The sequence below is a fragment of the Streptomyces sp. DH12 genome (genome assembly GCF_020873895.1).
Taxonomy (GTDB): Bacteria; Actinomycetota; Actinomycetes; order Streptomycetales; family Streptomycetaceae; genus Streptomyces.
Window position 1 is genome coordinate 1 of sequence record NZ_JAHWGT010001650.1, and the last position, 391, is coordinate 391.

General features: G+C 74.9%; 1 protein-coding gene. It reads left to right on the forward strand.

Annotated elements, in window-relative coordinates; translation table 11 throughout:
- The coding region (locus LPA54_RS41550; protein WP_267488053.1) for an acyl-CoA dehydrogenase family protein at positions 1-391 on the forward strand (391 nt) is incomplete at both ends.

Below are 391 nucleotides of genomic sequence, written 5' to 3' on the forward strand. Positions count from 1 at the left end.
TGCTGGGCTCGGCGGGGCTGATGCGGCAGGCCGTGGCGCAGGCGGTGCACCACTGCGCGCACCGGGCGGCGTTCGGCGGAAAGCTGCTGGACAAGCCGCTGATGCGCAACGTGCTGGCCGATCTGGCGCTGGAGTCGGAGGCGGCGACGACGCTGGCGCTGCGGCTGGCGGCGGCCTACGACGACGGCGGCGGGCAGGAGCGGGCGCTGCTGCGGATCGCGGTGCCGGCGGCGAAGTACTGGGTGACGAAGCGGTGCGCGCCGGTCGCGGTGGAGGCGGCGGAGTGCCTCGGCGGCAACGGCTACGTGGAGGAGTCGGGGATGCCCCGGCTGGTGCGGGAGTCGCCGCTGAACTCGGTCTGGGAGGGCGCGGGCAATGTGCAGGCGCTCGA